Genomic DNA, 23,290 nt, shown 5'->3' with positions numbered 1-23,290 from the left:
CGTGGTGAGTTGCAGGGATAGTCTTTTCGTTGTTGCCGCGAGAGCGGTGGCAGGGGGTAGGATCCCGAACTCTGAAGTGCATAAGTGCCGCAGGCTGAATACAAGGGTCAAAGCGTATTCATGACAAGTTGACGGCGGCTTTGTGCGGGACACGTTTCGACGTGGCTGATTTGGAGTTCTCAGTTCCTACTCCCGCACATGGCTGCCACCCAAACCCGTAGGAAGGTCAATGGCGGCTCCACTCAGAACTTCAGGGATGCCAAGAATGACAACGACAAAACATGATCCGCCCTACAAGAAAATCACGCCTCACCCCGACAACCGCTTCATGGCCCTCACCGGCAATTGCAGCGACATGCCCAGCCTGTTCGTCGACACCCACGTGCCCCTCGACATCCTCATGGACGCTGCCAACCACCGCATCCGCGCCGTGGTCCAGGTCCTGGAAAACATGTGCATGCGCGGCTCGATCGAATGCGACTCCGTGATCCTCAGCGACTTCGCCCTGCTGTGCGCCATCCCATTGCGCGATGGCTGTGATGTGCTCGATGTCATCGGCAAGCGCTTGCGCAGCTTGCCCGCCTGAAGATCGAAAGGCCGCAGCCTTCGTCAGAGTGAGCGCCTATCCCATGTAGGAGCCGCCGAAGGCTGCGATCTTTTGATTGATTGAAATCGGGGGGTCAGTCAGAGATGTAGGCATCTTGGGTTTTGATAAAGCGGTTGAACGCTTCGGAGTTGTAGATCTTCAGGCACGCAAGGAACACCACTTTTTCATTTGAGTGTTTGCTGCGTGAAGGGGTCTGCTGGTAAGCCGCCGATATGTAGCTCAGTGTTTCTTTATAGGGATCGTGCAGCACTTGCAGCGTGTCTTCATCTTGCAGGATGGAATGTAGGCCGTTGCCCATGAATGAATAGGCATTGGCGGACAGCGCAATGTCTTTTTCCAGCGCTGAGCGTTCGTTGAATGGCTTCAGAATGCAGTGGCCCAGCCCGTAGTTCTTTAGTGTCTGGCGTGCCTGTTCAATGTGGGTTTCGTCGGCAAGGGCGAGGTATGGGCCAAGAAGGCTGAGTAAACAGATGATCAGATATCGCATGAGTTTTTGACTTCCTGTCGTTCATGGTTAGCCAGTTTAACGCCATAAAAGCAAAGCCCCTCACCCTAGCCCTCTCCCAGAGGGAGAGGGGACTGACCGAGTTGTCTGGGTGATGTACGCCGACCTGCGACTTCAGTGGTGAACTTCGCTTGGCCAAGCCTGGATGGTGGTGTTCTTTCTGGGGACTGGTCGTGTGACGACTTGCGACTTGGGCGCTTATCTACGCTTGGCCAAGCCTGAGATCACGTGGATCATTCAGGTCGATGTAACTCGCAAGATCGCCACCGTCAGTCCCCTCTCCCTCCGGGAGAGGGCTAGGGTGAGGGCAGGCTTTTTGTCCGCTCGGCCGCCAACCCCTGACTTGCCGTCCGGTAAAAGGTAAACTTTGCGGCCCTCGCAGGAGCAGCCATGAATTATCGTCACGCCTTCCATGCCGGCAATCACGCCGATGTGTTCAAACACCTGACCTTGACCCGCCTCATCGCCCTGATGTCGCGCAAGGAGCAGCCGTTTGCCTATCTCGACACGCACGCCGGCATCGGTCTGTATGACTTGCAGGGCGATCAGGCCAATCGCACCGGCGAGTACCTGGAAGGCATTGCGCGGTTGTGGGATCAGCCGGACCTGCCGGCGCTGACTGCCGACTATATGAAGGTGCTGCACGAGATGAACCCGGATGGCCAGTTGCGCTACTACCCGGGTTCGCCGGAGCTGGCGCGGCGGCTGACGCGGCCGCAGGATCGGGTGATGCTCAACGAGAAGCATCCCGAAGATGGCGTGTTGCTCAAGGACAACATGGCCGGCGACCGTCGGGTGAAAGTGCATCTGGGCGAGGGTTGGCATGTGGCGCGGGCGATGTTGCCGGTGCAGGAAAAACGGGCGGTGATGCTGATCGATCCGCCGTTCGAGCAACTGGACGAGATGCAGCGTTGCGCGGCGTCGATGAAAGAAGCCATCGGCCGCATGCGCCAGACTGTGGCTGCGATCTGGTATCCGGTGAAGGATCAGCGTGCATTGCGGCGTTTCTATCAGGACCTGGCAGGCACGGGTGCACCGAAGTTGCTGCGTGTGGAGCTGCTGGTGCATCCGCTGGACACGCCGAACAGCCTGAACGGTTCCGGGCTGGCGATCGCCAATCCGCCGTGGGGGCTGGAAGAAGAATTGCGTGAGTTGCTGCCGTGGTTGGCGAAGAAGCTGGGGCAGACTCAGGGTGGCTGGCAGATGGATTGGCTGATTGCCGAGAGTTGATCGCCGAGCGATCGTTCCCACGCTCCGCGTGGGAATGCCTCAATGGACGCTCTGCGTCCGCTGTCAGGACGCGGAGCGTCCCGGGCTGCATTCCCACGCAGAGCGTGGGAACGATCAGGCGGGGTTAGTTGCCCGCAAGGCTCGCAGGCATGCAAACGCCGGTGCCGCCAATCCCGCAGTAACCTTCAGGGTTCTTCGCCAGATACTGCTGGTGATACGCCTCGGCAAAGTACACGGTCGGCGCCTGTTCAATCTCGGTGCTGATTTCACCCAGACCGGCCTTGGCCAGTTCCGCCTGATACACGTCTTTGCTTTTCAGCGCGGCATCCAGTTGCTCCGGGGTGGTGGCGTAGATCACTGAGCGGTACTGAGTGCCGATGTCGTTGCCCTGACGCATGCCCTGAGTCGGGTTGTGCAGTTCCCAGAACATCGCCAGCAGTTCTTCGTAACTGACTTGAGCCTTGTCATATACCACCAGCACAACTTCGGCGTGGCCGGTCAGGCCCGAGCAGACTTCTTCGTACGTCGGGTTCGGCGTGAAGCCGCCGGCGTAACCAACCACGGTGCTGACCACGCCTTCGCGCTGCCAGAAACGTCGTTCCGCGCCCCAGAAGCAACCCAGACCGAAAATCGCAAAGTCGACGTCCTGAAAGAATGGACCGAGCAGCGGGGTGTCTTCGAAGACGAAGTGTTTTTCCGGCAGGGTCATCGGGGTTTCGCGGCCGGGCAGGGCTTGTTCTTTGGTTGGAAGCACGTTTTTGTTCACCAGAATTTCCGAGCGCAGAACCATGAGCGTTCCTCTCAGTCAGGTTGGAGGTAAAAAGTCAGACCGCCAGTGTGCCGAATGATGCCGGAATTCGCACCATCAAAACTGTGGGAGCGAGCCTGCTCGCGAAAGCGGGGTGTCAGGCGACGAAGATGCCAACGGATTTATCGCCTTCGCGAGCAGGCTCGCTCCCACAAAGGATCTGCATAGAGGTCCGCGTTAGAGGCACAGCGGTCCGCGCGGGTAACGCTTGAGCGCTTTGATCAGTTCGTCACCCGGAATCGGTCGGTCGAACAGATAACCCTGGCCGACGTCGCAGCGATGTCGGCGCAGGAACGCCAGTTGCTCGGCGGTTTCGATGCCTTCGGCGACGACCTTGAGTTTGAGGTTGTGGGCCATGGCGATCACGGCGGAGGTGATTTCCATGTCGTCCTGGTTGTCGGGGATTTCATGGATGAAGCTGCGATCGATTTTGATGATGTCGATCGGGAATTTCTTCAGATAGCTCAGCGACGAGTATCCGGTGCCGAAGTCATCCATGGCCAGGGTCAGGCCCAGGCGCTTGAGTTGGTCGAGCTGCAGATGCGTGTCTTCGGTAGCTTCCAGCAGCAGGCCTTCGGTCAGCTCGAGTTCGAGCAGATTGGCCGGCAGCGCTTCTTCCCTGAGGATGTTGGCGATCGAGGCGACCAGATCCGGATCGGAGAACTGTTTCGGTGACAGATTGATTGCCACCTGCAGATTGCCCAGGCCGGCAGCGGTCAGGGATTTGCTCATGCGACACGCCTGACGCGCGATCCATTTGCCGATCGGAATGATCAGGCCGGTTTCCTCGGCGACGCTGATGAACTGGTCCGGGCGAATCATGCCGCGTTCCGGGTGGTTCCAGCGCAACAGCGCTTCCATGCCCAGCAGGCGACCGCTGCGCAGGCACAGCTTGGGCTGGTAGAACACGTCCAGTTCGTTCTGCGTGAGGGCGCGGCGCAGGTTGTTCTCGACGAACAGTTTGTAACTGGCTTCAGCGTTCAGCGCTTCAGTGAACACCTGCAACTGGTGTTTACCGTTGGCCTTGGCCTTGTGCAGTGCCAGACCGGCGTTGCGCATCAGGGTTTGCGGATCGCGCCCGTGCAGCGGCGCGCAGGCCAGGCCGACGGAGCCGGTGACACTGATCAGCTGATTGTCGACGAACATCGGCTTGTCGAGGGTCATCAGCAACTGACTGGCAATCTGCTGCCCGGCTTCAAGGTCGGTGTCGTCGAGCAACACGGCGAATTCGTTACTGGCAAAACGCGCCAGGCTGCCACTCGGGCTGAGGCTGTTGCGCAGGCGCCGGGCGAGGCTGATCAACAGTTTGTCGCCGGTCTGGTGGCCGAGGCTGTCGTTGATCCGCTTGAAATTGTCGATGTCCACCAGCAACAGGCTGATCGGCGTATCGCTGTCGCGGGCGAAGCGCTCATCGAGATTGCGGATGAATGCCGGACGGTTGCCGAGGTTGGTCAGGTTGTCGGTATAGGCCAGGCGCTCGATACGTTGCTGCGCGAGTTTGGTCTGGGTGATGTCTTCGTAGATGCCGATGTAATGCGTCAGCTCACGGTTATCGCCATAGACCTTGGAAATCGACAGCTGGCCCCAGTACGGTTCGAGGTTCTTGCGGCGGCTTTTGAATTCGCCCTGCCAGCTGTTGCTCTGGGCCAGCGCCGAAGGTGCGTCGAACAGCAGTTCGCTGAGATTTTCCAGCGCCGGCAATTCCGACAGGCGCTGACCGTGGACTTCCTCGGTGGTGTACTGGGTGATCGCGGTGAAGCTCGGGTTGACGTACTCGACCACGCCGTCGCAGTTGACCAGCAAAAAGGCGTTGGCGCTCTGCTCGACCGCGCGTTGAAACAGGTGCAGGGCGCTGGTGGCGGTGCGCCGGTTGTGGTTGTTGATCACCTGCGCGAACTGGTCGGCCAGTTCGCCGGCAAAGGCGATTTCGTCGGACTGCCAGGCGCGAGTGACGCCGGTCTGTTCCAGACACAACACGCCGACAACCTGGCCGTCGACGCGGATGCTGGCGTCGAGCATGGCGTTGACGTCACGCGGACGCATCGCCTCGGCCATCTCGCGGGTGCGCGGGTCGTGCATGGCGTTGTGGGCATCGATGGCGCGGCTGCTGTGCAGCGCTTCCATGTAGTCGGGGAAGCCGCTGATATCGATCGGCTCCGGCAGGATGTATTCCTGAGTTGCGCGGTGGTAGGCGGAGATCGGCAGCAAGCGCTGGCCTTCGAGGTTCCACAGGCTGGCGCAGTCGATTTCGTAGATATCGCAGGCGCAGCGGGTGATCAGCTCGGCGGCTTCCTGCAGCGAGTTGTGCGTGCTGTAGCGCTGGCGTGCGAGTAGCAGAATCAGATCCTGCTGGGCGCGCACGCGTTCCAGATGCTGCAGTTGTTCCTGCTGGGCACGCTGGTTCAGCTCAAGGGCGATTTGCAGGCGCGAGTTCTGGGTTTCCAGATCCACCGAAGGCAGCGCCTGGGTTTCGTCGAACACCTCGTCGACGGCCAGCAGGTAGCCGCGCAGCAAATGCCGGTTGTGCTGTTTGTAGGCTTCGCCCAGTTCAAGGATGTTCAACGCGCCGGCGGCAGTGTGCAGGGTGTAGCGCACCACGTAATGCGCGCTTTTGCTCAACTGCTGCTGGATCGCGTCATGCAGTTGGTAGCGCGCTTCGGGCTCCATCAGGCTGGCGTAGGGCGAGCCAACCAGTGCGCAGAGCTCGACGGCCGGCTGGCCGAACTGGCGTTCGCAGTTGGGATCAAGGAACAGCATCGCCCAACTGGCTTCATTCAAGCGCTCGAAACGCAGCATGCCGAGCCGCGAGGGCACAGGCAACTGCGTCACTACCTCGGCCGCCATACGGCTGGCGGCATCGGGCTGGCTCTTCATGAAGGAAACTCGCTTGGAAATATGCTGAATGCGCCGGGCTCTCGCCCTCTTGTCTGTTGGCTGCGGCAAGGTTGCATCATTGCGGCACCGACTGACAAGAGAGATGAAGGCCAAGTGCTATAAGAATATGTCGGCTGCAGTGAACATTTCTCCAGTGCACAACTGAAATGAGCAGAAGATCGCAGCCTTGAACAACTCTTGCAGGCGCCGCGTAGCCATGCAGGAGCTGCCGAAGGCTGCGATCTTTTGGTGTTTCAACGCAATTTCATACTGATCGACTGTAACTTCTTGCCATCGCGATCATGGTAATTGACCAGAATCCGGTCAGCTTCGACGACCACATGAGCAAAGTTGTCCTCGCTCACCACGGCACTGGTCAGCTCGTGCCGATAATCCCCGGCCGCCGTGCGCACCAGCGGTTGATCGAGGATGAATGTCGACGCCTTGGCATACGGCAGCAATTTGCTGTTGTGCAGCGGCGAGGACACGATGGTGTGCACCTCGAAATCGATGTCCTCGCTGTGACTCAAGCGACTGGTCAGCGAGCCATGGACGTCGCCGGAGACGAACACCACGTTCTTGATCCGGTGAGTGCGGATGGTTTCCAGCAGGCGCAGACGCTGCTCGGGAAAAGCTTTCCAGGCATCGTCACCGTTGAGCTTGCGATCGGGATAGAACATCACACTGGTGACCACAAACTTTACCCGCGCCGGGCTGTGGATAAGCCATTGCAGCAATGCCTCCTCCTGCTCGACGTCGAGTATGCGTCGGTCCTCCTGCGACAGGTTGCGTCGGGTGCGACTGTCAGTCACGAACCAGGCGATATCGCTGTCGCCAAACTGATACCAGTAATGCCGCAGGGTCTGACGATCGATCTGGCCATTGTTGTTACATGCATAAACCGGGCTGTGACTGGCTTGATAAAGTTCATAAGCGGCCAACGCATTGCGATATAAATGCTTGTCCGCTTCTTTGGCATTGGCGGGCCAGTTATCTTCTATTTCATGATCGTCGAGCATCATGTAAGTCGATGTATTGGACATCAATCGTTGAATATTCGGTTGCGAGAATGCCGTTCGATACTTTTTCAGGATGTCTTTCGCTTCGCGATCCGGCGCAATGATATTCAAGTCATCTACATAAACCTGGTCCCCGGTCATGATCACCGCGCTGACCGGTAACTGGCTGTTTTCGATGAGTTGGCTGATCGAACCGAAGATGCGATCGCCCAGTTGCGGCAACGAAGCAATGCCCGCGGTGATCCGCAGATAACGGCAAGATCCGACGATAAAGCCCCGGGGCTGGCTGGCTTGCGCGGTGCGGGTACGAAAGCGGTAGAGCTGTCGCGGCCATTGCAGTGGAAACTCCACCACTGTGTCGATGGTGTGTACCGGATTCATCGGGCTTAACCAGCCGGCTTGATATTCGTATTCACAGTCGGCGTCCAGATCCTGTAATACCAGTACGCCCGACATGTCATTGGCCGCATTCAGAAGTGCAAATACACTGTTAGACCATTTCTCCGCGCCGGCTTTACGCGCACGTACTCCGGCAAACACTCTTTTTCGGTCCTGTTGTTCGCCGCGAATAAAGATTCGTACTTCACTAGTTGTAGCATGGCCCACGATGGGGCCGATGGTTGGTTTGAACATGATCGATTCCATTCGAAAGTTGGAGTAATAAGAAATAAATAAGTGTTATGCGTTGGTTCAACTTTCCTGAGCAGAGGTTAGTTGCGCGGCGACAGAAAATATTGGCGTTAAGTGGACCAGACCTGTGGCCGATGTCAGCGCAGGTTGTAGGAAAGAGGCGCGATCCGGTTTATTTCAGGCAAAAAAAAGCCCCGTCAATTGACGGGGTTGAGGTACGAGCGTGTGGCGCTCGAAAGGGTGCAGCAAGCGGCCCTCCGTCGCCGGAGGGCCGCTTGGGTTACAGCAGGATGGTGCGGATGTCGCCCAACAGACTGCCCAGACGCTGAGTGAAGCGTGCAGCAGCAGCGCCGTTGATCACGCGGTGATCGTAGGACAACGACAGTGGCAGCATCAGCTTCGGCTGGAAGGCTTTGCCGTCCCAGACTGGCTGGATGGTAGCCTTGGACACACCGAGGATCGCCACTTCCGGCGCGTTGACGATCGGCGTGAAGCCGGTGCCGCCAATATGACCGAGGCTGGAAATGGTGAAGCAGGCACCCTGCATCTCGTCCGAGGACAGCTTCTTGGTGCGGGCTTTTTCAGCCAGCGAAGCCGCTTCGGCTGCCAGTTGCAGCAGGCTCTTCTGGTCGACGTTCTTGATCACCGGCACCAGCAGGCCATCCGGAGTGTCGACGGCGAAGCCGATGTTCACGTATTTCTTGCGGATGATCGCCTTGCCGCTTGGTGCCAGCGAACTGTTGAAGTCCGGCAGCTCCTTGAGCAGGTGCGCGCAAGTCTTGAGCAACAGCGGCAGGATGGTCAGCTTGACGCCAGCCTTCTCGGCCACGGCTTTCTGCGCAACACGGAAGGCTTCCAGCTCGGTGATGTCCGCCGAGTCGAATTGCGTCACGTGTGGCACGTTGAGCCAGCTGCGATGCAGGTTGGCAGCGCCGACCTGCATCAGGCGGGTCATCGGCACTTCTTCGATTTCGCCGAAACGGCTGAAATCGACCACCGGGATCGGCGGGATGCCCGCGCCACCGGTCGCGCCGCCAGCAGCGGCCGGTGCTTCCTTGGCCTTCTGCATCATCGCCTTGACGTAAACCTGCACGTCTTCCTTGAGGATGCGACCGTGCGGACCGCTGGCGCCAACGGCGCTCAGCTCGACGCCGAACTCACGAGCCAGTTGACGCACGGCAGGGCCGGCGTGAACTTTGGCGCCCGGTTTCGCTGGTGTAGCAGCCGGCGCTGCGGCTGGAGCGGCAGCAGGTGCAGCGGCAGCCGGAGCAGCAGCGGCAGGTGCCGGAGCGCTCGGAGCTGCGGCAGCTGGAGCCGGGGCAGCCGCAGGAGCCGCGCCTTTGACTTTCAGCTTGAGGATCAGGTCGCCGGTACCGACTTCGTCATCCAGCTTGATCGAAACGCTTTCGACCACGCCAGCGGCAGGCGATGGAATTTCCATGCTCGCCTTGTCGGATTCCAGGGTGATCAGCGACTGGTCGGCTTCGACGGTATCGCCGGCCTTGACCAGTACTTCGATGATTTTTGCCTTGCCCGCCGAACCGATGTCCGGGACGTGGATGTCCTGAACGCTGTCAGCGGCCGGTGCAGCCGGAGCCGCCGACGGGGCTGGCGCAGCGGCAGCGGCAGGCGCAGCAGCCTGAGCCGGAGCGGCCGCAGCCGGGGCCGCAGCACCCGCCACTTCCAGATCCAGAATCAGGTCGCCAGTGCCGACTTCGTCGTTGAGCTTGACGCTGATGGCCTTGACCACGCCGGCGGCAGGCGACGGGATTTCCATGCTCGCCTTGTCGGATTCCAGGGTGATCAGCGATTGATCAGCTTCGACGCTGTCGCCGACCTTGACCTGAATCTCGATGATCTGTGCCTTGCCCGACGAACCGATGTCCGGCACGTGCACTTGCTGTACCGAAGCGGCAGCAGGAGCAGCGGCAGGCGCGGCAGCAGCAGGGGCCGCAGCCGGTTTCTCTTCGGCTTTCGCAGCAGGCGCGGCGGCAGGCGCAGGGGCCGCTTCAGCGGCGCCCTCGACTTCCAGCTCGAGCAGTTCGTCGCCTTCTTTCAGACGGTCGCCCAGCTTCACTTTCAGGCTCTTGATGACGCCGGCTTTCGGGGCCGGCACTTCCATGCTGGCCTTGTCCGATTCCAGGGTCAGGATGCTCTGGTCGGCTTCGATGCGGTCGCCGACCTTCACAAACAGTTCAATTACTTCACCTTCACCGCTGCCGATGTCAGGTACGCGAATGAGTTCGCTCACAAAATGTCTCCTCAGCAGTCCAGTGGGTTGCGTTTTTCCGGGTCGATGCCGAACTTGGCGATGGCTTCAGCCACAACCTTGGGTTCGATATCACCACGGTCAGCCAGTGCTTCCAGGGCTGCCAACACCACGAAATGACGGTCGACTTCGAAGAAATGACGCAGTTTCTTGCGGCTGTCGCTGCGGCCGAAACCGTCGGTGCCCAGGACTTTGAATTCCTTGGACGGTACCCACTGACGGATCTGCTCGGCGAACAGCTTCATGTAGTCGGTAGAAGCAATGACCGGACCTTTACGGCCGTTCAGGCACTCTTCGACGTAGCTCAGCTTAGGCTTCTGGCCAGGCTTGAGACGGTTGCTGCGCTCTACAGCGAGGCCGTCGCGACGCAGTTCGTTGAAGCTGGTAACGCTCCACACGTCAGCGCCGATGTTGAACTCTTCACGCAGGATCTTCGCCGCTTCACGTACTTCGCGCAGGATGGTGCCGGAGCCCATCAGTTGAACGTGGTGCGCCGCATCACGAGTGTCTTCCTCGAGCAGGTACATGCCTTTCTTGATGCCTTCTTCGGCACCGGCCGGCATGGCTGGCTGCTGGTACGACTCGTTCATCACGGTGATGTAGTAGAAGATGTCCTGTTGCTCTTCGGTCATCTTCTTCATGCCGTCCTGAATGATCACCGCCAGCTCGTAGCCGTAGGTCGGATCGTAGGTGCGGCAGTTCGGGATGGTCGCGGCCAGCAGGTGGCTGTGACCGTCTTCGTGTTGCAGACCTTCACCGTTCAGGGTGGTGCGGCCGGCGGTGCCGCCGATCAGGAAGCCACGGGTACGGCTGTCGCCAGCGGCCCAGGCCAGGTCGCCGATACGCTGGAAGCCGAACATCGAGTAGAAGATGTAGAACGGCAGCATCGGCTGGTTGTGGCTGGAGTACGAAGTACCGGCAGCGATGAACGAGCTCATGGCACCGGCTTCGTTGATGCCTTCTTCAAGGATCTGACCTTTCTGGTCTTCCTTGTAGAACATCACCTGGTCCTTATCGACTGGCTCGTAGAGCTGGCCGACGGAGGAGTAGATACCCAGCTGACGGAACATGCCTTCCATACCGAAGGTGCGGGCTTCGTCCGGGATGATCGGGACGATGCGCGGGCCGATTTCCTTGTCCTTGACCAGTTGCGCGAGGATCCGCACGAAAGCCATGGTGGTGGAAATTTCACGGTCGCCCGATCCATCGAGGATAGCTTTCAGGGTGTCCAGATCCGGGGTCGGTACGCTGAAGCTCTGCGCGCGGCGCTGCGGCACGAAACCGCCCAGTGCGGCACGGCGCTCGGCGAGGTAGCGGGCTTCGGCGCTGTTTGGCTCTGGCTTGAAGAACGGCAGGTTCTCCAGCTCTTCGTCCTTGACCGGAATGTCGAAGCGGTCGCGGAACAGCTTCAGGCTGTCGACGTCGACTTTCTTGGTGTTGTGCGCAGTGTTCTTCGCTTCGCCGGCACCGGTGCCATAACCCTTGATGGTCTTGGCGAGGATGACGGTCGGTTGTTCCTTGTGGTTGACCGCTTCGTGGTACGCCGCGTAGACCTTGTACGGGTCGTGGCCGCCACGGTTGAGTTTCCAGATCTCGTCGTCGGACAGATCGGCCACCATCGCCTTGAGTTCAGGCGTGTTGAAGAAATGCTCGCGAACGAACGCGCCGTCTTTGGCTTTGTAGTTCTGGTATTCGCCGTCGATGACTTCGTCCATGCGGCGTTGCAGGATACCGTCGACGTCTTTGGCCAGCAGCGGGTCCCAGAAACGGCCCCAGATGACTTTGGTCACGTTCCACTGAGCACCGCGGAACACGCCTTCGAGTTCCTGGATGATCTTGCCGTTGCCGCGAACCGGGCCGTCGAGGCGCTGCAGGTTGCAGTTGATGACGAAAATCAGGTTGTCCAGCTTCTCGCGGCCGGCCAGGGAGATCGCGCCCAGGGATTCCGGCTCGTCGCACTCGCCGTCGCCCAGGAAGCACCAGACCTTCTGTTTGCCCGGCTGGATGAAACCGCGGTGCTCCAGGTACTTCATGAAGCGCGCCTGGTAGATCGCCTGGATCGGACCCAGACCCATCGATACGGTCGGGAACTGCCAGAAGTCAGGCATCAGCCAAGGGTGCGGATAGGACGACAGGCCTTGACCATCGACTTCCTGACGGAAGTTGTTCATCTGGTCTTCGGTGATGCGGCCTTCCATGAATGCGCGGGCGTAAACGCCCGGCGAGGTGTGGCCCTGGAAGTAGATCAGGTCGCCGCCGTGTTCGTCGGTCGGGGCCTGGAAGAAATAGTTGAAGCCGATGTCATACAGGGTCGCACTGGAAGCGAAGCTGGAGATGTGACCACCCAGGTCCGAATCTCGCAGGTTCGTGCGCATTACCATGGCCATCGCGTTCCAGCGTACCAGCGAGCGAATGCGGCGTTCCATGAACAGGTCGCCAGGCATGCGTGCTTCGTGGGTAACGGGGATCGTGTTGCGGTAAGGCGTGGTGATCGCGTAAGGGAGCTGCGAGCCGCTGCGGGTCGCGAGTTCGCCCATACGGGTCATCAGATAGTGAGCACGGTCTTCGCCTTCTTTGTCGAGAACCGATTCCAGGGCGTCCAGCCATTCCTGGGTTTCGACGGGATCGAGGTCTTGCATGGCTTGCTCCAGGGCGGAAAGGCTTCCAGAATCGGTTGCCTGAGTTTGCGACTGGCCTTGTGGGCAGACGATTTAAAATTCTTGGATTGCCGACAGGTTGTTCCGGCGGCGTGTAGTTTTACTACAAATCTTCCGGCATTTCAGCCTTTCGAATGTATAGACGAGTAGTAAAACTACAGATGAAAGGCCTGTGGCCTCCGACTGCGTTGTGAGAATAATCGTTAAGGCGGGTCGATTTCCATCCGAATAAGGTGAAAGTTTGATGCTGGATGCCAAAGAAGAAGAAATTTCAGCTATTTCTAACTTTTGTTCGACAGTCCTTCACGTAGCGGGTTTTCATCATTCCCTACAAGCGGCCCTCAATACGCCGATCAAGGATAGACCATGACCCTGCCCGTGCTTGCCGAACTGCCCGCCATTCTCCTGCCGTTGGTCAGCCGATCCGAGCAGTCGTTCCGTACGTCTGTCGCCGCCCTTGAAGACGATCACGGCCTGTCGAACTGGACGCCGGAGCGCTGGGCGCAATTCGCCCGCGTCAGCGCCGCCAGCGAATTTGTCATTGAACAGAGCATTCGTGACCCTTTGATGTTGTTGTCGCTGGTGGCGTCCGGCGAACTTGATCGAGCGTTTGCGCCCGGCGAGCTGTGCGCACAGATCGCCGCCGCTGTGAACGCCGCGCAGAGCGAGGACGAACTCGGCCGCGCCTTGCGTCGCCAGCGCGCACGCCATCAGGTGCGGATCATCTGGCGCGACCTGACCCGTCAGGCCGATCTGGTACAGACCTGCCGTGACCTCTCGGACATGGCCGACGCCACTATCGATCAGGCTTATCAATGGCTGTACAGCCGTCATTGCGAGCAATTTGGCACGCCTACCGGCCGGCGCAGCGGTGAGCCGCAGCAGATGGTCATTCTCGGCATGGGCAAGCTCGGCGCGGTCGAGCTGAATCTGTCTTCCGACATCGACCTGATCTTCGCCTACCCCGAAGGCGGCGAAACCGTCGGCGTGAAACGCTCGCTGGATAATCAGGAATTCTTCATCCGCCTCGGCCAGCGTCTTATCAAGGCGCTGGATCCCATGACGGTCGACGGCTTCGTCTTCCGCGTCGACATGCGCCTGCGTCCATATGGATCGTCTGGTGCGCTGGTGCTCAGCTTCAACGCGCTGGAGCAGTATTACCAGGATCAGGGCCGCGACTGGGAACGCTACGCGATGATCAAGGCGCGGGTGGTGGCTGGCGATCAGGTTGCCGGCACGCAGTTGCTCGATATGCTGCGGCCGTTCGTTTATCGGCGCTATCTGGACTTCTCGGCGATCGAAGCGCTGCGCACCATGAAGCAGTTGATCCAGCAGGAAGTGCGGCGCAAGGGCATGGCCGACAACATCAAGCTCGGCTCCGGCGGCATCCGCGAGGTCGAGTTCATCGCGCAGGCTTTTCAGTTGATCCACGGTGGCCGCGATCTGAGCCTGCAACAGCGTCCTCTATTAAAGGTGCTGAGCACGCTGGAAGGGCAAGGCTATCTGCCGCCGGCGGTGGTCAGTGAGTTACGCGAGGGTTACGAGTTTCTGCGTTACACCGAGCATGCCATTCAAGCGATTGCCGACCGTCAGACGCAGATGCTGCCGGACAGCGCTCAGGATCAGGCGCGGATCGCCTTCATGCTGGGCTTCGCCGATTGGTCGGCGTTCCATGAACAACTGATGTACTGGCGCGGGCGCGTGGCCTGGCATTTCGCCCAGGTGATCGCCGATCCCGATGAGGAAGAGGGCAGCGAAAGCGAAGTGGTGGTCGGTGGTGAGTGGCTGCCGCTGTGGGAGGAAGAACAGGACGAAGAGGCCGCGTGCCGGCAGTTGCAGGAAGGCGGTTTCGTCGATGCCGGCAAAGCCCTGAAAGCGCTGGCCGGTTTGCGCGGCAGTCCGCAACTGCGCGCGATGCAGCGGCTGGGACGCGAACGTCTGGATGCGTTCATTCCGCGACTGCTCGCGCAAGCGGTGGAGCATGACAATCCCGATCTGGTGCTCGAGCGCGTGCTGCCACTGGTGGAAGCGGTGGCGCGGCGTTCGGCGTATCTGGTTTTGCTCACGGAAAACCCCGGCGCGCTGCGCCGCCTGCTGACCCTGTGTGCGGCGAGCCCGTGGATTGCCGAGCAGATCACGCGCTTCCCGCTGCTGCTCGACGAATTGCTCAACGAGGGCCGGCTGTTCAAGCCGCCGCTGGCGCCGGAACTGGCGGCCGAGTTGCGCGAACGTCTGACGCGAATTCCCGAAGACGACCTCGAGCAGCAAATGGAAGCCCTGCGCCATTTCAAACTGGCGCACCGCTTGCGCGTCGCCGCTTCGGAAATTGCAGGCAGCCTGCCACTGATGAAAGTCAGCGATTACCTGACCTGGCTGGCCGAGGCGATTCTCGAACAGGTGCTGGCGCTGGCCTGGCGGCAGACTGTGGCCAAGTACGGCACGCCGCTGCGCACCGACGGCACTCTGTGCGATCCTGGCTTCATCATTGTCGGTTATGGCAAAGTCGGCGGTATCGAATTGGGGCATGGTTCGGATCTGGATCTGGTGTTCATCCATGACGGCGATCCGCAGGCGGAAACCGACGGGCCGAAATCCATCGACGGCGCGCAGTTCTTCACGCGCCTGGGGCAGCGGATCATCCACCTGCTCACGGCGCAGACCAACTCCGGCCAGCTGTATGAAGTGGATATGCGCCTGCGGCCGTCCGGTGCTTCCGGGCTGCTGGTGAGTTCTCTCGGCGCGTTCGCCCGCTATCAGGAAAACGAAGCCTGGACCTGGGAGCATCAGGCCCTGGTGCGCGCGCGGGTGCTGGTGGGCAGTCAGGATGTTGGCCAGGCCTTCGAGAAAGTCCGCGCGCAGGTATTGGGCAAACCTAGGGATCTGGCCAAACTGCAACAGGAAGTCAGCGAGATGCGCGCCAAGATGCGCGACAACCTCGGCACCCGCAGCACCGCAGCCGGCACGGCGGCGAATGCGTTCGACGCGGGCGTGCCGTTCGACCTCAAGCAGGACGCCGGAGGTATCGTCGATATTGAATTTATGGTGCAATACGCGGCCCTGGCGTGGTCGCACAGCCATCCACCGCTGCTGCGCTGGACCGATAACATCCGCATTCTGGAAGAGCTGGAACACGAAGGGCTGATGCCCGCCGAAGATGCCAGTCTGTTGCGCGAGGCCTACAAGGCCTACCGCTCCGCCGCCCACCGGCAGGCCTTGCAGAAGGACGCCGGGGTAATACCGGGCGACCAGTTTGCCGACGAACGCCGGCAGGTTTTGCGGATATGGAAAGAGATGGGGCTAAGCTGAAAAGCGCCAATGAAGACAATGAGATTCAAAAGGTGGGAGCGAGCCTGCTCGCGAAGGCGGAGTGTCAGTCGGCATTTGTTTTGAATGTACTGGCCCATTCGCGAGCAGGCTCGCTCCCGCAGTGATCTGCGCTGAAATGCAGATGTTGAAACAGATGCAAAACCCTGTGGGAGCTGGCTTGCCAGCGATAGCGGAGTATCAGACGACAATAGTGTTGAATGTGAAGACCCCATCGCGGGCAAGCCCGCTCCCACAGTAGATCTACAGTGTTTGTAGAATTATCGAGGCGGGGAGGCGTAAATGCCTCCCCGGCTCGTTTTTGGAAACCACATGAATATTCTGATCGTTGGGCCCAGTTGGGTCGGTGACATGGTGATGGCGCAGACACTGTTTCAGTGTCTCAAGCAGCGCCACCCGCAATGCGCAATCGACGTGCTGGCGCCCGAGTGGAGCCGGCCGATCCTCGAGCGCATGCCCGAAGTGCGCAAGGCTTTGAGCTTCCCGCTCGGCCACGGCGCGCTGGAACTGGCGACGCGCCGACGCATCGGCAAGACCCTGCGCGGTCAGTACGATCAGGCGATCCTGCTGCCCAACTCGCTGAAATCGGCACTGGTGCCGTTTTTTGCCGGCATCCCGAAACGCACCGGTTGGCGCGGCGAATTCCGCTATGGCCTGCTCAACGATGTGCGCACTCTCGACAAAGAACGTTACCCGCTGATGATCGAGCGCTTCATGGCGCTGGCCTACGAAGCGAACGCCGAGCTGCCGAAGCCGTACCCACGCCCGAGTCTGCAAATCGACCCGGTGACCCGCGAAGCGGCACTGGCCAAATTCGGCCTGACCCTTGATCGCCCGGTCCTGGCCCTGTGCCCCGGCGCCGAGTTCGGCGAATCCAAGCGCTGGCCGTCCGAGCACTACGCCAAGGTCGCCGAAGCGCGCATCCGCGAAGGCTGGCAGGTATGGCTGTTCGGCTCGAAAAACGATCACGCGGTCGGCGAAGACATTCGCGCCCGGCTGATCCCGGGGCTGCGCGAAGAATCGGTCAACCTCAGCGGCGGCACCTCGCTGGCCGAGGCCATTGACCTGCTCTCATGCGCCGATTCCGTTGTGTCCAATGACTCCGGCCTGATGCACGTCGCTGCGGCATTGAATCGTCCGCTGGTCGCGGTATACGGCTCGACCTCGCCGGGCTTCACCCCGCCGCTGGCCGAGCAGGTCGAGATCGTGCGCCTGGGCATCGAATGCAGCCCGTGCTTCGATCGAACTTGCCGGTTCGGCCATTACAACTGCCTGCGCCAGCTGATGCCGGACGCGGTCAACGATGCCTTGCAGAAGTTGCAGGGCTCCGTGGTCGAGGTTCATTAACTTGCGGGTATTGTTGATCAAGACTTCATCGCTGGGCGACGTGATTCACGCGTTGCCAGCGCTGACCGACGCCGCACGGGCGATCCCGGGCATCAAGTTCGACTGGGTGGTGGAAGAGGGCTTCGCCGAGATTCCGAGCTGGCATCCGGCGGTCGATAAAGTGATTCCGGTGGCGATCCGCCGCTGGCGCAAGAATTTGTGGAAAACCATCACCAGCGGCGAGTGGAAACGCTTCAAGCAAAGCGTGCGCGCTAATAAATACGATCTGGTGATCGACGCTCAAGGCCTGCTGAAAAGTGCCTGGCTGACCCGCTACGTCAAAGCCCCGGTGGCCGGCCTCGATAAAACCTCCGCGCGCGAGCCGATGGTTGCGCGCTTCTACGATCGCAAACTCGCTGTCGCCCGAGGCCAGCACGCCGTCGAGCGCGTACGCCAGTTATTCGCCATCGCTCTGGGTTACGACTTGCCCAAAGGCCTCGGCGATTACGGCCTCAACGTCGAGCGACTGGTCGAGTTGCCACGCAAGAACGCTTACGTGGTGTTCCTCCACGGCACCACTTGGGACACCAAGCACTGGCCGGAAATCTACTGGCGCGAGCTGACCGAGCGGGTCGGCTACCTCGGCGTTGGCGTGAAGCTGCCGTGGGGCAACCCGCAGGAAAAGGCCCGCGCCGAGCGCATCGCTGCCGGCTTCAAACACGCCGAAGTGCTGCCGAAGCTCAATCTGGCCGGCGTCGGCAAAGTCCTCGCCGGCGCGCAAGCCTGCGTGGCGGTGGACACCGGGCTCGGCCATCTGGCCGCTGCGCTGGATGTACCGACGATTTCGTTGTTCGGCCCGACCAACCCGGGCCTCACCGGCGCCTACGGCAAGCTGCAGATTCATCTGGCCAGCGACTTCCCGTGCGCGCCCTGCATGCAGAAAAAATGTACCTATCAACCGACCGCGCAGGATGCCCGTCAGTTTGACCTCAAGCGTGAACAGCCACTGTGCTTCACGCGTGTAAACCCCGAGCGTGTCGCCAGCCGACTGAGCACGTTGTTAATGGCTGAGGAGCTGCGTTGATGCAATTGGCATTCGTCCTGTACAAATATTTCCCGTTCGGCGGCTTGCAGCGCGATTTCATGCGCATCGCCCTCGAATGCCAGAAGCGCGGCCATCAGATTCGCGTCTACACGCTGATCTGGGAAGGCGACGTGCCGCCGGGTTTCGAAGTGCTGGTGGCGCCGGTCAAGGCATTCTTCAACCATCGTCGCAATGAAAAGCTCAGCGCATGGATGGCAGCGGATCTGGCCAAGCGCCCGGTCGATCGCTTGATCGGCTTCAACAAGATGCCGGGCCTTGACGTCTACTACGCCGCCGACGGCTGCTTCGAAGACAAGGCGCAGAACCTGCGCAACTCGCTGTATCGCCGCTGGGGTCGCTATCGCCACTTCGCCGAGTACGAGCGCGCGGTGTTCGCCAAGGACGCGAAGACCGAAGTGCTGATGATTTCCGAAGTGCAGCAGCCGCTGTTCATCAAGTATTACGACACGCCGCTCGAGCGTTTCCACCTGCTGCCGCCGGGCATTGCTCAGGATCGTCGGCGGCCGGCGAATGCCGATGAGATTCGCGCCGGTTTCCGCGCTGAATTCAATCTCAAGGACGACGAGTTGCTGCTGGTGCAGATCGGCTCCGGCTTCAAGACCAAGGGTGTCGATCGCAGCCTCAAGGCACTGGCCGCGCTGCCGGCCGAGTTGAGAAAACGCACCCGGCTGTTTGTAATCGGCCAGGATGACCCCAAATTGTTCCAGATGCAGAGTGCGACGCTGGGCCTGGGCGACAATGTGACCTTCCTCAAAGGGCGCAGCGATATCCCGCGTTTCCTGCTCGGCGCCGACCTGTTGATTCACCCGGCCTACAACGAAAACACCGGCACCGTGCTGCTTGAAGCGCTGGTGGCCGGTTTGCCGGTGTTGGTCAGCGCGGTCTGCGGTTACGCCCATTACATTGCCGAGGCCGATGCCGGGCGAGTGCTGGACGAGCCGTTCGAGCAGGCGCAGCTGACGCAATACCTGACCGAGATGTTGAGCAACGACGCTGCACGTGCGGCCTGGAGCCGCAACGGTCTGGCCTTCGCCGAGACGGCCGACCTCTACAGCATGCCGCAGCACGCGGCGGATGTGATTCTGGCGGAGCACGCTTAATGAAGTTGATGCTGGCTGAACCGTTCAAAAGCCTTTGGGCCGGACGCGACCCGTTCGCCGCAGTCGAAGGCTTGCAGGGCGAGGTATACCGCGAGCTGGAAGCGCGCCGGACATTGCGCACGGAAGTCGACGGCCATGGTTTTTTCGTCAAGATCCACCGTGGCATCGGTTGGGGCGAAATCTTCAAGAATCTGCTGACTGCCAAGCTGCCGGTGCTCGGCGCCGGGCAAGAGTGGAAGGCCATCCAGCGCCTTCAGGAAGTCGGCGTGCCGACCATGACCGCCGTCGCCTACGGCGAGAAGGGCCGCAACCCGGCGGATCAGCATTCGTTCATCGTCACCGAAGAACTCGCGCCGACCATCAGCCTTGAAGACTTCAGCATTGACTGGGTCAAGCAGCCGCCGGAGCCAACACTCAAGCGCGCACTGATTGCCGAAGTCGCGCGGATGACCGGGATGATGCACCGCGCCGGGGTCAATCACCGCGACTGCTACATCTGCCATTTTCTGCTGCACACCGACAAACCGGTCACACCGCAGGATTTCAAACTCTCGGTGATCGATCTGCACCGTGCCCAAACCCGCGCGAAAATCACTCAGCGCTGGCGCAACAAGGATCTGGCGGCGCTGTACTTCTCGGCGTTGGACATTGGCCTGACCCGCCGCGACAAACTGCGTTTCCTCAAGGGCTATTTCCAGCAACCGCTGCGGCAGATTCTGGCAGAAGAGGCGCCACTGCTGAGCTGGCTGCAAGGCAAGGCCGACAAGCTCTACGCGCGCAAACAGCGTTACGGGGATGCGCTCTGATGGCGGGCTGGACACTTGAACCGCAGTACAGCGAACTCGCCGAGGACTTCGGCAGCCTCGAAGCGGTATTTGCGTTACAGGGCGAACGCCTGACCCGCGATCCGCTGTCGGAGGTGGTTCGGGTGCAGCGCGACGGCGTCAATTACTACGTCAAACGCTACGTCGGCGCCGGTAAGGGCCTGCGCCGTTACCTCGGCAAGCCGCGGGTAAAAATGGAATGGCAGAACCTCAAGCGCTTCGCCAAGTGGGGCATCCCCACTGCCGAGGTGGTGGCCTGGGGGCTGGAGCGGCGGGGCGCGGCCTACGATCGGGGCGCGATGATCACCCGTGAGCTGCCCAATACCGAAGACCTCTCGGCGCTGGCCGAGCGCAAGGATCCCCGGCTCAAGGATCGCGCCTGGGTTGACGGTGTCAGCCGACAATTGGCCGGATACACCCGCACGATGCACGACCATCGGTTCACCCATAACGATTTGAAGTGGCGCAACCTGTTGATCGACGATCAGGCGCGCATCTTCCTCATCGACTGCCCCAACGGCGAATTCTGGCGCGGCTTCTGGCTCAAGTACCGGATCACCAAAGATTTGGCCTGTCTCGACAAGCTGGCCAAATATCACCTGTCCAACACCCAGCGCCTGCGCTTCTACAAGCAATATCGCCAGTGTGATCGGCTTGATGTCGCCGACAAGAAACGGATTCGCCACGTGGTGAGATTTTTTGAGGGGCGCGAATGACTGATTTTCTTGCCGAACAGGACCGTGCACTGCTGGAGCGCCATGGTCTCGGCAATTTCGACGCACTGTGGGCCAAACAGCTTGAAGCTGTGGATGAGCCCAACACTGCCGGAGGCGGCTGGAGCAGCGTGTTCCGCCTGGATCTTGAAGGCCAGGGCTATTACCTCAAGCGCCAGAGCAATTACCTGACGCGGACCTTGCAGGCGCCGTTTGGCGAACCGAGCTTTGCCCGCGAATTTCGCAACATCAGCCGTTACCGCAAGTTGGGCATTCCGGCGTTGCAGGCGGCGTTTTTCGGTGAGCGCAAGGTCGCCGGGGATGTGCGCGCCATTCTGCTCACCCGCGCCCTGGATGGCTGGAGCGACCTGGATTCGCTGCTGGCGCGCTGGACGCAGCTCAGTGCCGCGCAGCATTCGGCGATTCTCAAGGCGTGCGGACTGCTGGCGCGGCGGCTGCACGGTGCACGTCAGGTGCATGGCTGTTTCTATCCCAAACATATTTTCCTGCGCGCCACCGGCGACGGCTATGAGGCGCAACTGATCGATCTGGAGAAAACCCGGCCGTTGCTGTTCGGCATGCGTGATCGGGTCAAGGATCTGGAACCGTTGCAACGTCGCGCGCCGCAGTGGAGCGAGGCCGACTTGCGCCAATTGCTTGCGGCTTATCTCGACCAGCCGACTGACAGCTCGTTGCTCGACAGCTGGCTGACCCGACTGACAGCGCGGCGCAGCCACAAGGAGACCCGCTGATGCAATTGTCCGAGCTGGCCCGCTCCGGGCGCGCACCCGCACTGCCACTGACCGTGACCCTGGCGGACGCCGCCGGTGCTGCGGATCTGCAGTTGCTGAGCCTGCTGCGGGTGTTGCCCGGGCAGCGTTACGTTGGCGCAGGTGTCTGGCGCGGTCGGCCGGTGCTGGCCAAGTTATTGGTCGGCAGCAAAGCTGCGCGGCATTTCCAGCGGGAGCTGGACGGTGTGCGCCTGCTCGCTGCGCAAAACCTGACCACGCCGCTGCTGTTGGCCGATGGACTGAAGGACGGCGAGGGTGGCTGGCTGCTGTTCGAATTTCTCGAGGGTGCCGAGAGCCTCGGTGATGCCTGGGCCGAGGTCGAGTCTCTGCCGGCACTGGCCGATGAGCAGACCGCCGTTCTGGCCGAAGCGCTGGATGCGATCGGTCGGATGCACGGCAAAGGACTCTGGCAGGAAGATCTGCACCTGGACAATCTGCTGCGCCACGGCGGTCAGTTGTACCTGATCGATGGCGCCGGCGTTCGTGCGGAAACGGCGGGGCAGCCCTTGTCCCGGCAGAAAGTGCTGGAAAATCTCGGCGTGTTTTTCGCCCAGTTGCCAAAATCACTCGAACCGTTCACCGAAGAACTGCTGGTGTATTACCTGCTGAGCAACAGCGAGCATGCGTTGCCGCTGGAGGCGTTGCAAAAACAGATCGACAAGGTGCGCAACTGGCGACTCAGGGATTACGTGATCAAGGTTGGCCGCGACTGCACGTTGTTCGCCGTGCAGCGCGGCGCATTTGCCCTGCGCGCCGTTCGCCGTGAAGAAGAAGCGGCCATGCTGCCGGTGCTTGAGCAGGCTGACGCCTTGCTTGATCAGGGGCACCTGTACAAGACCGGCGGCGCGGCCAGCGTCGGCAAAGTCGAAGTGGCCGGGCGGGCTCTGGTTATCAAGCGCTACAACATCAAGAATTTTGCCCATTGGCTCAAACGCTTCTGGCGCCCGAGCCGGGCCTGGCATTCGTGGCGTGAAGGCAATCGCCTGGCGTTCCTTGGCATTGCCACGCCGAAACCGCTGGCGGTACTGGAAAAGCGTTTTTTGTGGCTGCGTCGCAGTGCCTATCTGGTGACCGAATTCCTGCCGGGACCGGACATCATCGAGCGCTTTGCGCCGTACGTGGAAAATGGCCAGGCGCCGGAAGCCGAGTTGCTGGCGCTTGATCAATTGTTTGCCCGATTGATCGCCGAGCGCATCAGTCATGGCGACTTCAAAGGCCACAACCTGTTCTGGCAGACGGATCGCTGGGCGCTGATCGATCTCGACTCGATGTGTCAGCACGCCTCGGTTGGCAGTTTCGCCCCGGCCTACGCCCGCGATCGCGCGCGGTTCATGCGCAACTGGCCTGAAAGTAGCGCGTTGTATCGGGTCATTGATGAGCGGCTGCCGAAAGGAGTCTCCAGCGCGGGGTGATTCCTTCTCACGAGCAGACTGGTTCTTGCAAAGGACCCGGTCCACTGCGAAACGGAGTCTGTGGGCAGTAGCGGACAAAATACAGCGATCTGTCCT

General features: G+C 60.6%; 17 protein-coding genes. 11 read left to right on the top strand and 6 right to left on the bottom strand.

Annotated features, from left to right (window positions below):
• Nucleotides 1–265 precede the first annotated feature (265 nt).
• Nucleotides 266–586, top strand: coding sequence for a hypothetical protein (locus OC605_RS22795; protein WP_101156523.1), 321 nt, complete (start codon nt 266–268; stop codon nt 584–586).
• A 94-nt stretch (nt 587–680) separates the two neighbouring features.
• Here OC605_RS22795 and OC605_RS22790 read toward each other — a convergent pair whose 3' ends face one another.
• Nucleotides 681–1,094 carry a hypothetical protein gene (locus OC605_RS22790; RefSeq protein WP_186567466.1) on the bottom strand — a complete coding sequence of 138 codons (414 nt, stop codon included), beginning with the start codon at nt 1,092–1,094 and terminating at the stop codon, nt 681–683.
• 408 nt (nt 1,095–1,502) lie between these two features.
• On the opposite strand from OC605_RS22790, the gene OC605_RS22785 reads away from it, so the two are divergent.
• Nucleotides 1,503–2,342 (top strand): 23S rRNA (adenine(2030)-N(6))-methyltransferase RlmJ, encoded by an 840-nt coding sequence (locus tag OC605_RS22785; RefSeq protein WP_262139638.1) that lies wholly within the window; start codon nt 1,503–1,505, stop codon nt 2,340–2,342.
• 124 nt (nt 2,343–2,466) lie between these two features.
• On the opposite strand, the gene msrA is transcribed toward OC605_RS22785, so the two are convergent.
• The 5 genes from msrA to aceE all read right to left on the bottom strand — a co-directional run bounded on the left by msrA (nt 2,467) and on the right by aceE (nt 12,581).
• A complete protein-coding gene (gene msrA, locus OC605_RS22780) occupies nt 2,467–3,132 on the bottom strand; it encodes a peptide-methionine (S)-S-oxide reductase MsrA (protein ID WP_186567464.1) in 666 nt (221 codons plus the stop codon).
• 195 nt (nt 3,133–3,327) lie between these two features.
• Complete coding sequence (locus OC605_RS22775) at nt 3,328–6,024, bottom strand: putative bifunctional diguanylate cyclase/phosphodiesterase (protein ID WP_056787453.1); 2,697 nt, start codon at nt 6,022–6,024, stop codon at nt 3,328–3,330.
• A 254-nt stretch (nt 6,025–6,278) separates the two neighbouring features.
• A complete protein-coding gene (locus tag OC605_RS22770) occupies nt 6,279–7,676 on the bottom strand; it encodes an alkaline phosphatase D family protein (RefSeq protein ID WP_262139634.1) in 1,398 nt (465 codons plus the stop codon).
• Nucleotides 7,677–7,953: 277 nt separating this feature from the next.
• Nucleotides 7,954–9,924 carry a dihydrolipoyllysine-residue acetyltransferase gene (gene aceF / locus OC605_RS22765; RefSeq protein WP_262139632.1) on the bottom strand — a complete coding sequence of 657 codons (1,971 nt, stop codon included), beginning with the start codon at nt 9,922–9,924 and terminating at the stop codon, nt 7,954–7,956.
• Between the two features lie 11 nt (nt 9,925–9,935).
• Nucleotides 9,936–12,581, bottom strand: a complete 2,646-nt coding sequence (gene aceE, locus OC605_RS22760; protein ID WP_024011316.1) for a pyruvate dehydrogenase (acetyl-transferring), homodimeric type — start codon at nt 12,579–12,581, stop codon at nt 9,936–9,938.
• Nucleotides 12,582–12,843: 262 nt separating this feature from the next.
• Here aceE and OC605_RS22755 point away from each other — a divergent pair, with 262 nt between their 5' ends.
• The 9 genes from OC605_RS22755 (at nt 12,844) to OC605_RS22715 (ending at nt 23,194) form a co-directional block, all read left to right on the top strand.
• Nucleotides 12,844–12,969: a hypothetical protein gene (locus OC605_RS22755; RefSeq protein ID WP_256205860.1), complete on the top strand. Its 126-nt coding sequence runs from the start codon at nt 12,844–12,846 to the stop codon at nt 12,967–12,969.
• Nucleotides 12,966–15,905: a bifunctional [glutamate--ammonia ligase]-adenylyl-L-tyrosine phosphorylase/[glutamate--ammonia-ligase] adenylyltransferase gene (gene glnE / locus OC605_RS22750; RefSeq protein WP_262139629.1), complete on the top strand. Its 2,940-nt coding sequence runs from the start codon at nt 12,966–12,968 to the stop codon at nt 15,903–15,905. The genes OC605_RS22755 and glnE overlap by 4 nt, the downstream gene beginning before the upstream one ends.
• Before the next feature lie 330 nt (nt 15,906–16,235).
• On the top strand, nt 16,236–17,270 hold the full coding sequence (gene waaF / locus OC605_RS22745; protein ID WP_186567453.1) for a lipopolysaccharide heptosyltransferase II: 1,035 nt from the start codon (nt 16,236–16,238) through the stop codon (nt 17,268–17,270).
• 1 nt (nt 17,271) lies between these two features.
• Nucleotides 17,272–18,333 (top strand): lipopolysaccharide heptosyltransferase I, encoded by a 1,062-nt coding sequence (waaC, locus tag OC605_RS22740; protein WP_262139626.1) that lies wholly within the window; start codon nt 17,272–17,274, stop codon nt 18,331–18,333.
• Nucleotides 18,333–19,454, top strand: coding sequence for a glycosyltransferase family 4 protein (locus tag OC605_RS22735; protein WP_073471643.1), 1,122 nt, complete (start codon nt 18,333–18,335; stop codon nt 19,452–19,454). The genes waaC and OC605_RS22735 overlap by 1 nt, the downstream gene beginning before the upstream one ends.
• The gene (rfaP, locus tag OC605_RS22730) at nt 19,454–20,260 is read left to right on the top strand and encodes a lipopolysaccharide core heptose(I) kinase RfaP (protein WP_016771998.1); all 807 of its coding nucleotides are present in this window, start codon (nt 19,454–19,456) and stop codon (nt 20,258–20,260) included. The genes OC605_RS22735 and rfaP overlap by 1 nt, the downstream gene beginning before the upstream one ends.
• Nucleotides 20,260–20,994 (top strand): lipopolysaccharide kinase InaA family protein, encoded by a 735-nt coding sequence (locus tag OC605_RS22725; protein ID WP_262139623.1) that lies wholly within the window; start codon nt 20,260–20,262, stop codon nt 20,992–20,994. The genes rfaP and OC605_RS22725 overlap by 1 nt, the downstream gene beginning before the upstream one ends.
• Nucleotides 20,991–21,743 (top strand): lipopolysaccharide kinase InaA family protein, encoded by a 753-nt coding sequence (locus OC605_RS22720; RefSeq protein ID WP_262139621.1) that lies wholly within the window; start codon nt 20,991–20,993, stop codon nt 21,741–21,743. The genes OC605_RS22725 and OC605_RS22720 overlap by 4 nt, the downstream gene beginning before the upstream one ends.
• A complete protein-coding gene (locus OC605_RS22715; RefSeq protein WP_262139619.1) occupies nt 21,743–23,194 on the top strand; it encodes a lipopolysaccharide kinase InaA family protein in 1,452 nt (483 codons plus the stop codon). Before OC605_RS22720 ends, OC605_RS22715 begins: the two co-directional genes overlap by 1 nt.
• The last annotated feature ends 96 nt before the right edge of the window (nt 23,195–23,290 follow it).

This window comes from Pseudomonas sp. Marseille-Q5117, assembly GCF_946901175.1.
Lineage (GTDB): Bacteria > Pseudomonadota > Gammaproteobacteria > Pseudomonadales > Pseudomonadaceae > Aquipseudomonas > Aquipseudomonas iranensis.
The sequence above is the reverse complement of the archived record's forward strand: the minus strand, read 5'-3'. Positions and strand labels throughout refer to the sequence as shown.